General features: G+C 69.4%; 1 protein-coding gene and 1 pseudogene. One reads left to right on the forward strand and one right to left on the reverse strand.

Features of this window, described 5'->3' with window-relative positions; translation table 11 throughout:
* A partial coding sequence (locus DBR22_RS05125) for a pyridoxal phosphate-dependent decarboxylase family protein (RefSeq protein ID WP_108598089.1) occupies nucleotides 1-991 on the forward strand: 991 nt, incomplete at its 5' end.
* 59 nt (nucleotides 992-1,050) lie between these two features.
* Here the strand turns inward: DBR22_RS05125 and DBR22_RS05130 are convergent.
* Nucleotides 1,051-1,284: pseudogene (locus tag DBR22_RS05130) on the reverse strand (aminoglycoside phosphotransferase family protein); the annotation flags it as partial.

Genomic DNA, 1,284 nt, shown 5'->3' on the forward strand with positions numbered 1-1,284 from the left:
CTTCACCACCGGGGCCACCATGGCAAACTTCACCGGACTGGCGGCCGCGCGCTGGCGGCTGCTGGCCGACGCCGGGTGGAACCTGGACCGGTACGGGCTCGCGGGCGCCCCGCGGATCAGATGCTTCGTAGGCCAGGAACGCCACGACACCATCGATATGGGGCTTCGCTACCTCGGTCTTGGCAGCCCCACCCTGGTCCCCACAGATGACCAGGGCAGGCTGCTGGCTGACCCGCTGGACACCATGCTCTCGGAAGGGCCAGGACCTGCCATCGTCTGCCTGCAGGCCGGAAACCTGCACTCGGGAGCCTTCGACCCCTTTGAGAACGCCATCCGGATCGCCCGTCGCCACGGTGCCTGGGTACACGTGGACGGTGCCTTCGGCCTCTGGGCCGCTGCCGTCCCCGAACTCGCCGGGCTGACGGCCGGCATGGCGCAGGCTGATTCGTGGGGGACAGACGCCCACAAGACGCTCAACGTCCCCTACGACTGCGGTATCGCGATCGTCAGGGATACCGGCGCGCTCCGCGGCGCGATGGGGCTCGCCACCACGAGCTACATGGTCCATGACGCTGAAGGACCGGGGGACCCCTTCCAGAAAGTGCCGGAGCTGTCGCGCCGTGGGCGTGGCATCACCGTCTGGGCTGCCCTCCGTTCCCTCGGCCGCGAAGGTGTGGCCGCCCAGGTCCGCGGCCTGGCCGGCGCCGCCGCCCGGATCAGCCGCCGGCTTGCGGAAGTGGAGGGCATCGAGGTGCTCAACGACGTGGACTACACGCAGGTTTCCCTCGCCTTCGGAGACGACGCCATCACGCGCGCCGTGGCGGCGCGGCTGATTGAGGACGGCAAAGTCTGGATGTCCGGGTCGCATTGGCAGGGCCGGGACGTCCTGCGCGTTTCGGTCAGTAACTGGAGCACTGACGCGGACGACGTCGATACCGCGGTTGAAGCGGTCAGCTCAGCTTTCGCAGCGGTGAAGTCAGCGGGCAACTGACTGTGGACGTTAGAGGGCTGCATGTCCAGGGCCTGCGCCCGGCGGACGGGACGCCAACCTCAGCCGGGGGACTGCCCCGGTTCAGGCAGGTCATGGGCGCCGGGCAGCCCTTCGAGGGTCCGCCCGGCCAGGGTGCTGGCTACCCACAAGGACCGGGCCAGGTCCCCCTGATGGCGGGGCAGTGAGGCGTACTGCAGGGCGTTTTCCACTTCGCGGGCGATGGCCCACTGGCGGGCGGCTTCGGCGTCGAGGCCCGCAGCGGAGCTGAAATCCGTGCAACGCTGCCTCAACCC

Origin of the sequence: Arthrobacter sp. HMWF013 (assembly GCF_003061105.1) — a bacterium.
Taxonomy (GTDB): Bacteria; Actinomycetota; Actinomycetes; order Actinomycetales; family Micrococcaceae; genus Arthrobacter.